6 protein-coding genes are annotated in these 8314 nt (G+C 68.9%); 4 read left to right on the forward strand and 2 right to left on the reverse strand.

The genetic code is table 11. The features are described from left to right. A partial coding sequence (locus WAL33_RS06835) for a CGNR zinc finger domain-containing protein (protein WP_422179768.1) occupies window positions 1-442 on the forward strand: 442 nt, incomplete at its 5' end. A 28-nt stretch (window positions 443-470) separates the two neighbouring features. Here WAL33_RS06835 and WAL33_RS06840 read toward each other — a convergent pair. Further along, window positions 471-932, reverse strand: a complete 462-nt coding sequence (locus WAL33_RS06840) for an Lrp/AsnC ligand binding domain-containing protein (protein WP_422179770.1) — start codon at window positions 930-932, stop codon at window positions 471-473. Between the two features lie 561 nt (window positions 933-1493). On the opposite strand from WAL33_RS06840, the gene putA reads away from it, so the two are divergent. Further along, window positions 1494-4586, forward strand: coding sequence for a bifunctional proline dehydrogenase/L-glutamate gamma-semialdehyde dehydrogenase PutA (putA, locus tag WAL33_RS06845; RefSeq protein WP_422179772.1), 3093 nt, complete (start codon window positions 1494-1496; stop codon window positions 4584-4586). A gap of 87 nt (window positions 4587-4673) precedes the next feature. Here the strand turns inward: putA and WAL33_RS06850 are convergent, their stop codons facing one another. Beyond that, window positions 4674-5540 (reverse strand): SDR family oxidoreductase, encoded by an 867-nt coding sequence (locus tag WAL33_RS06850; RefSeq protein WP_422179774.1) that lies wholly within the window; start codon window positions 5538-5540, stop codon window positions 4674-4676. A gap of 106 nt (window positions 5541-5646) precedes the next feature. On the opposite strand from WAL33_RS06850, the gene WAL33_RS06855 reads away from it, so the two are divergent. After that, a complete protein-coding gene (locus WAL33_RS06855) occupies window positions 5647-6540 on the forward strand; it encodes a LysR substrate-binding domain-containing protein (protein WP_422179776.1) in 894 nt (297 codons plus the stop codon). Between the two features lie 89 nt (window positions 6541-6629). Then, a complete protein-coding gene (locus WAL33_RS06860; RefSeq protein WP_422179778.1) occupies window positions 6630-7949 on the forward strand; it encodes a glycoside hydrolase 5 family protein in 1320 nt (439 codons plus the stop codon). Window positions 7950-8314: the final 365 nt, after the last annotated feature.

Below are 8314 nucleotides of genomic sequence, written 5' to 3' on the forward strand. Positions count from 1 at the left end.
CCTCGACCGCTGGCTGGCGGCGGCGGGCCTGGCCGACGGGGCGCCGAGGGCCACCGACGGCAATCTGGTCCAGGCGCGATCCCTGCGCGAGGCGCTCTACCGCCTGGCCCTGTCGCGCGCCGAAGGAACCGCTCTGCCCGACCCCGACCGCGAATTGCTCAACGGCTACGCCGGCCTGCCCGCCGCGTCGCTGCAACTGGGCGCCGACGGCCGCGCCCATCTGTCCGGCGATGTGCGGGGCCTGCTGGCGGAGCTGGCCCGCGAGGGCGTGTCGCTGCTGGGCGGCGACTTTTCCGACCGCATCCGCCAGTGCGAAGGCCCGCCCTGCGCGGTGCTGTTCGTCGACACCTCCCGCAAGGGCGACCGTCGCTGGTGCTCGATGAGCGCCTGCGGCAACAAGGCCAAGGTGGCGGAGTTTCGGAAGCGGGAGCGATCTCTCTAAATCCGCTCATCCCGGCGAATGTTTGGGGTCAAAGCGGCAACTGCACGGTGCTCTTCACCTCTTCCAGCACCGCATAGGTCCGCGTCTCGCGCACGCCCGGCATCTTGACCAGGATGTCGCCGAGGAAGTTGCGATAGGCCTCCATGTCGCGCACCCGGGCCTTGATCAGGTAGTCGAAGCCGCCGGCCACCATGTGGCATTCCAGGATCTCGGGCGCGCGGCGCACGGCCGCCCCGAACTCCTCGAACACGTCGCCGGTCGTGCGGTCCAGCACCACCTCCACGAAGATCAGCAGGGCGCGGTCGACCTTGGCCGGATCCAGCAGGGCCGCGTAACCGATGACGACCCCTCGCTCGCGCAGCCGCCGCACGCGGTCGAAGGTGGCGGCCGGCGACAGGTTGCAGCGCTTGGCCAGTTCGGCGTTGGTGATCCGGCCGTCGGCCTGCAGAACGCGCAGAAGCCGCCGATCGGTGTCGTCTAGAGCGGACATGGGATTTCCCAACCTTCACCGAAGATAATTCGGAAATTTATATCAATAAACAAAGCACCTTCACAAGAAGCAGGACTATACCCCCGATCGTCCTTAGCAAGCTCGGTCGCCACCTCCCCCCTCGGCGACCCTGTGAACTCGGAACCGCCTCCGCCATCCCCCGGCGGAGCGCAGATGCGGCGCCCTCCACCCCGTAGGCGTCGCATGAGAGCGGAAGGGACGCGCGACCTCCCCCCGTATCGCGTCCCTTCCCACCTCTCCCCTTCCCCATCATTGTCCTGGTCTGACGCTGGCGCTCCGGGCGTGCCCTCGCCTTTCGACAAGCTCAGGATGAGGACCATCTACAGGCCCGAGCGGTGGAAAAACCTCATCCTGAGCTTGTCGAAGGACGAGGTTTCCGCCTGAGGGTCTAATGTCGTCGCGACAGGCTGATACAGTCATGGAGCGAAACCGCGAAATTCCGCGCTTTGACCGAAGATCGTACAGGCTGGCAACGCAACAAACGAAGCACCTTCGAACAATCCGACGATATAGCGACGTTATACCTATAGCGAGGCGATCATGACCGATTGGGACTCCCTGGACGACGGCAAATATCGCGACGAGGCGGCGGTGATCGCCGACCTGCTGGCCGCCCGGCCTCTGAGCCGCGAAGACCGCGCCGCCGTCCGCGCCGAGGCCGAGGCCCTGGTGCGCGGCGCCCGCCGCAGCGTCCGCAAGCAGGGCGTGGTCGAAAGCTTCCTGCAGGAGTTCAGCCTCGGCACCCGCGAAGGCCTGGCGCTGATGTGCCTGGCCGAGGCCCTGCTGCGCACGCCCGACGACGACACCCGCGACAAGCTGATCGCCGAAAAGATCGGCTCGGCCGACTGGGCCAGCCACCTGGGCGGCAGCGACAGCCTGTTCGTCAACGCCTCGACCTGGGGCCTGATGCTGACCGGCAAGATCGTCGAGCCCGACGACCAAGCTCAGCGGGATTTGCCGGCGTTTATCAAAAAGATCGCCGGCCGTTTGGGCGAGCCGGTGATCCGCGCCGCCGTCGGCCAGGCCATCCGCATCATGGGCGAGCAGTTCGTGCTGGGCCGCACCATCGAGGCGGCCATCAAGCGCGCCGCCAACGACGGCGACATCTGCAGCTTCGACATGCTGGGCGAAGGCGCCCGCACCGCCGCCGACGCGGAGCGCTATGAAAAGTCCTATGCCGACGCCATCGAAACGGTCGGCAGGCTGTCGAACAAGGCGGGGCCTGAAGCCGGCCACGGCGTGTCGGTCAAGCTGTCGGCCCTGACCCCGCGCTATGAGGCCACGCAAGAGGCCCGCGTCTGGGACGAGCTCTATCCGCGCGTCCTGCGCCTGGCCAAGATCGCCGCCGAGCACGACCTGAACTTCACCATCGACGCCGAAGAGGCCGACCGCCTGGCGCTGTCGCTGAAGCTGCTGGACCGTCTCTGCCGCGAACCCGAGCTGGGCCAGTGGACCGGCCTGGGCCTGGCCGTCCAGGCCTATCAGAAGCGCTGCCCCGAGGTGATCAAGCGCCTGACGGCCCTGTCGCAGGAAACCGGCCGCCGCCTGATGGTCCGCCTGGTCAAGGGCGCCTACTGGGACAGCGAGATCAAGCGCGCCCAGGTCGCCGGCCGCCCGGACTATCCGGTCTACACCACCAAGCCCGCCACCGACCTGTCGTACCTGGTCTGCGCCAAGGCCCTGATCGAGGCCGCCCCGCACCTCTACGCCCAGTTCGCCACCCACAACGCCCACACCCTGGCCGCCGTGGTCCGGATGTCCAAGAACGCCGGCGTCAAGATCGAGCACCAGCGCCTGCACGGCATGGGCGAGGCGCTCTACACGGCCGCCGACGACCTCTATGACGGCGTGACCTTGCGGGCCTACGCCCCGGTGGGCGGTCACGAGGACCTGCTGCCCTATCTGGTCCGCCGCCTGCTGGAGAACGGCGCCAACACCTCGTTCGTCCATGCGCTGCTCGACGAGCGGGTGCCGGTCGAGAAGGTGGTGGTCGATCCGATCACCGCCGTCGAGGCCCATCCCGACCGCCACGCCAAGATCCCGACGCCGACCGACGTCTATGGCCCGCGACGCAAGAACAGCGCCGGCCTGGACCTGTCGATCAAGGCCGACCGCGACCGCCTGGCCGCCCACGTGGCCGAGCTGGACAAGCTGACCCTGTCGTCTGGGCCGCTGATCGGCGGCAAGCTGACGGCCGGCGCCCCGCCCATGCCGGTGCAGAGCCCGACCGACCAAAACCGCGTAGTGGGCGTGGTGTCCGAGGCCCAGCTGCCGCAGATCGACCAGGCCTTCAAGCTGGCCCGCGCCGCTCAGCCCGCCTGGGACCAGGCCGGCGGCCCCGCCCGCGCCGAGGTGCTGCGCGCCATGGGCGACGCCCTGGAGGCCAATCTCGAGCGCCTGTGCGCCATCCTGGCGCGTGAAGCAGGCAAGACCCTTCCGGACGCCATCGCCGAGGTGCGCGAGGCCGTCGATTTCTGCCGCTACTACGCCAAGCTGGCCGAAGAGCAGTTCACGCTGAGCGGCGAGGTCCTGACCGGTCCGGTCGGCGAGACCAACACCCTGCGCCTGGCCGGACGCGGCGTCTTTGTCTGCATCAGCCCGTGGAACTTCCCGCTGGCCATCTTCACCGGCCAGATCGCCGCCGCCCTGGCGGCCGGCAATGCGGTGCTGGCCAAACCGGCCGAGCAGACCCCGCTGATCGCCTACGAGGCCGTGAAACTGTACCACGCCGCCGGCCTGGACCACCGCCTGCTGGCCCTGCTGCCGGGCCGTGGCGAGACCGTCGGCGCGGCCCTGACCGCCCACGAGGGCCTGGACGGCGTGGCCTTCACCGGCGGCACCGACACCGCCTGGCGGATCAACCAAACCCTGGCCCAAAGGCAGGGCCCGATCGTCCCGTTCATCGCCGAGACCGGCGGGCTGAACGGCATGTTCGTCGACACCACCGCCCAGCGCGAGCAGGTGATCGACGACGTGATCCTGTCGGCCTTCGGCAGCGCCGGCCAGCGCTGTTCGGCCCTGCGCCTGCTGTTCCTGCCCAACGACACCGCCGACCACATCATCGAGGGCCTGAAGGGCGCGATGGACGCCCTGGTGATCGGCGACCCGGCCCTGGCCGTCACCGACGTCGGCCCGGTGATCGATCCCGAGGCCAAGGCGGCGCTGGACAAGCACCTGGTCCGCCTCAAGCACGAGGCCAAGGTGCTTCACACCCTGCCCGCGCCCGAGACGGGCACCTTCTTCGCCCCCGTGTTGGCCGAGATCCCGGCCGCCGACTTCCTGGAGCGCGAGGTGTTCGGCCCGGTGCTGCACGTGGTGCGTTACCAGCCCGAGGACCTGGAACAGGTAGCCGGCGCCCTGGCGAACCGCCGCTATGGCCTGACCCTGGGCGTCCACTCGCGGATCGAGAGCTTCGCGGCTGACGTCCAGCGCCTGGTCCCGGCCGGCAACTGCTACGTCAACCGCTCGATGACCGGCGCCGTGGTCGGCGTCCAGCCGTTCGGCGGCGAGGGTCTGTCGGGCACGGGCCCCAAGGCCGGCGGCCCCCACGCCCTGCTGCGCTACGCGGTCGAACGGGCGCTGAGCGTCAACATCACCGCCCAGGGCGGCGACCCGACGCTGCTGAATCTGTAGGACCGCGTCATGGGGCCGCCCCCGAAAGGCGGCCCCATGGGCGTCATCGCCGCGCGTTAGAGCTTGCCCTCGGCGAGCAGCGCGCGGCTAGGCGTGCGCCCATTGGGCGGCGAAATCGCGATAGGCGTGCAGCGGGCGGCCAAGGATCCCCGTCAGACGCTCGACATCGCCGGCGTCGGGGATCATGCCGTCGCCGACGAAGCGCTCGGCCATCAGGCGCATCTCGTAGGCCATCCACTTGGGCATGAAGCCGGCCAGGTTCTGCTCGAAGGCGGAGGGATCATCGCCGCCATAGGCGATCGGGCGACCCAGGACCTCCGACCAGATCGCGGCCAAGGCCTGGCCGGTCAGCGTCTCGGGACCAACCAGGTTGATGATCTCGACCGTCGGCTTGCCCGAGTCCCGGTCGCGCCGGATCAGCTCGATCGCCGCGACCTCGGCGATGTCGCGGGTGTCGACCATCGCTAAGCCCTTGCCGCCGATCGGCATCGGATAGACGCCGTGGTTCAGGATCACGTCCTTGATCGTGACGTCGTTGTCGATGAAGTAGGTGGGACGCAGGATCGTGGCGCTGAAGCCCATCTGCTGGATCATCCGCTCGGCGCCGAACTTCACCGCGAAGTGCGGCACGTTCACGAAGCGGTCGGCATGGATCACCGACAGATAGACCACGCGCTCGACGCCCGCCTCGCGGGCGATGTTGAGGGCGATCAGCGCCTGGGTGAATTCGTCCCCAGCCACGGCGTTGAGCAGGAACAGGGAGGAGACGCCGGCGAACGCGGCGCGCAGGGCGTCAATATCCAGCATCTCGCCTTTCGCCACATCGACGCCCGCCGGGAAATCGGCCTTGGCAGGATCGCGGACGAGGACGCGCACGTCGGCGCCGCGCTGCACCAGCTGTTCGACGACTTGGCGGCCGACTCTGCCGGTGGCGCCGGTAACGAGGATGGTCATGGGGGTCACTCCTTGGATTGAGCCGTTTGGCGTGCCTCCAATCTATTGATCCACAATTGCCCCAATAGACGCTATATCTGGACATACCGTCTCACTGGTGGAACACATGGACTTGCTCGCCCTCGCCGACTTCAATCTGGTGGCTCGACATGAGGGGTTCGGACGCGCCGCGCGCGCCGCCGCGCGCCCCAAGGCGACGCTGTCGCGCCGGGTCGCGGAACTGGAGGCCGGCCTCAATCTGCGCCTGTTCGAGCGCGGCGGACGCGTGCTGAAGCTGACCGAGGAGGGACGGGCCCTCTACGAGCGAACGGCGGCGCTGCTGACGGAACTGGACGAGACGGCCAGCGAGATCGCCTCGGGCGGCCATGCCCCTCGGGGCCGGCTGCGGATCAGCGCGCCGCTGCTGTTCTCGCAGACCGCCATGGGCAAGCTGGCGGCCGGGTTCGCGCTGAAATATCCGCAGGTCCAGCTGGAAGTGACGACCGAGGACCGGCCCGTCGACATGGTGGAGGAAGGCTACGACCTGGTGATCCGGGTCAATCCGGATCCGGACCAGAACCTGGTCGGGCGCATCTTCCTGCGCGATCGGCTGGTCGCCGTGGCCGCCCCCGGTCTCGCCCGTCCGTCCGGCGACCAGACCGTGCCCGCCGTCGTGCGCGGAGGCGGCGACCATGCCGCGGACTGGGAGGTGACGCTGCCGACCGGGCGATCACGCCTCGCGGTCGCGCCGGTCTTGCGCCTGTCGTCGATGATCATGGTCCGCGACGCGGTTCGTGCCGGCGCGGGCGTTGCCCGGTTGCCCATCTCTCTCGTCAGTCATGACCTGGCGTCCGGCGCCTTGGTTCATTGGGGCGACGTCGAAGGACCCGAAATCGCGCTGTGGACGCTCTATCCCTCGCGGCGGCTGCTCAGCGCTCGGGTGTCGGCCTTCCTGGCGTTCCTGAAGGAGGCCTTTCCCATGGGGACGCCCGATGAGCTGGCGGCCTTCGTCGCGCCGTGATGGCGCGTAGCGTCTGAAATTCGTTTTACTTAATCTCCTCCTAGAAGCCGCCGCCCTCCTTTAGGCTGCGCTAAACACGGGAGGCCGACATGCTGTCCAGACGCCATCTGCTGGTCGCGGGCGCCGCCGCCCTGGCCGCCGGCCAAGCCCGGGCCGCGCCGCCGTCGACCTTCGTCACCGTCCGCGACGGCCGCCTCAGCCTGGACGGCAAGCCCTATCGCTTCGTGGGCGCCAACCTCTGGTACGCGGCCTGGCTGGGCTCGCCGGGGGCGGGGGGCGACACCGCGCGGCTGGGGCGCGAGCTGGACCGACTGAAGACCCTGGGGGTCACCAACCTGCGCATCCTGGGCGCGGGTGAAAAATCGCCGGCCAAGGTGGCGATCGATCCCACCTTTCGCGGCCCCGGCGAGGACTACAACCAGGACCTGCTGGAGGGTCTGGACGTGGCGCTCGCCGAAATGGCGAAGCGGGGCATGAAGGCGGTGATCTACGTCAACAACTTCTGGGACTGGTCGGGCGGCATGCCGGCCTATCTGCGCTGGACCGGCAACGGAGCGTGGTTCCAGCAGGGCGACCCGGCCCACCCGTGGCCGCAGTTCGCCGACTATTCCGCCCGTTTCTACGGCGACGCCAAGGCCCAAGCCCTCTTCCAGCATTACCTGCGCGCCCTGGTCGGCCGCGTCAGCAGCGTCACCGGCAAGCCCTATCGCGACGACCCGACGATCATGGCCTGGCAGCTGGCCAACGAGCCGCGACCGGGCGGCAGCGAGGCGTTCGGCGCGCCGAACCTGCCCACCTACTATCGCTGGATCGCCGAGACCTCGGCCCTGATCAAGCAACTGGACCCGCACCATCTGGTGACCACCGGCAGCGAGGGCGCCAAGGGCTGCCTCGAGCGCGAGGCCTGCGTGGTCGAGGCCCACAAACCGGCCAGCATCGACTATCTGACCCTGCACGTCTGGCCCAACAACTGGGGCTGGATCGACCCCAGGAACCAGCCCGCGACCTATGGCGCCGGCGAGGCCAAGTGCCGCGACTACATCACCCGGCACGTCGCCATCGCCAGAACCATGGGCAAGCCGCTGGTGATCGAGGAGTTCGGCCTGGTCCGCGACGACCGCGCCTTCGCGCCAGGCAGCGCCGCCACCGACCGCGACCGGTTCTACGGCATGATGTTTGGCCTGGTGGAAGCCGACATGAAGGCCGGCGGCCCCCTGGCCGGGACCAACTTCTGGGCCTGGAACGGCGAGGGCCGCGCCCAGCACGCCGACGCCTGGTTCAAGATGGGCGACAAGGCCTATGCCGGCGACCCGCCGCAAGAGGAGCAGGGGCTGTACGGGGTGTTCGACGCCGACGCCTCGACGCTGGCCGTGGTGCGGGCCCACGCGAAGGCGGTGGCGGCGTTTTAACACCCTCTCCCGGCGGGAGAGGGAGGGACCCGCGCTCGAAGAGCGTGGGAGGGAGAGGGATTACACCTTCGCCGCTTTCTCGCTGACGCCCTGCCGGCACGCCGTCGAACTCAGAACCCCCTCACCCTCCCAAGCTTCGCTTGGGTCCCTCCCTCTCCCCATGGGAGAGGGTTTCACGCTGCAAAAAAGTGGTTGTTACCGGTGTCATGATCCGTGATAGCGATTCCGTCGAGCGCGAGCCCAACCGCGCCGGAGGAAGCTCATGGATCACCTGCCTATCGATCGCCGCGGCTTGATCGCCGGCGCGGGCGCGGCGCTCGCCCTGGCCTCGACCCCGGCCCTGGCCGCCAAGCCCGGCCCGGTCG

The organism is Caulobacter sp. (genome assembly GCF_049283275.1).
Taxonomy (GTDB): domain Bacteria; phylum Pseudomonadota; class Alphaproteobacteria; order Caulobacterales; family Caulobacteraceae; genus Caulobacter.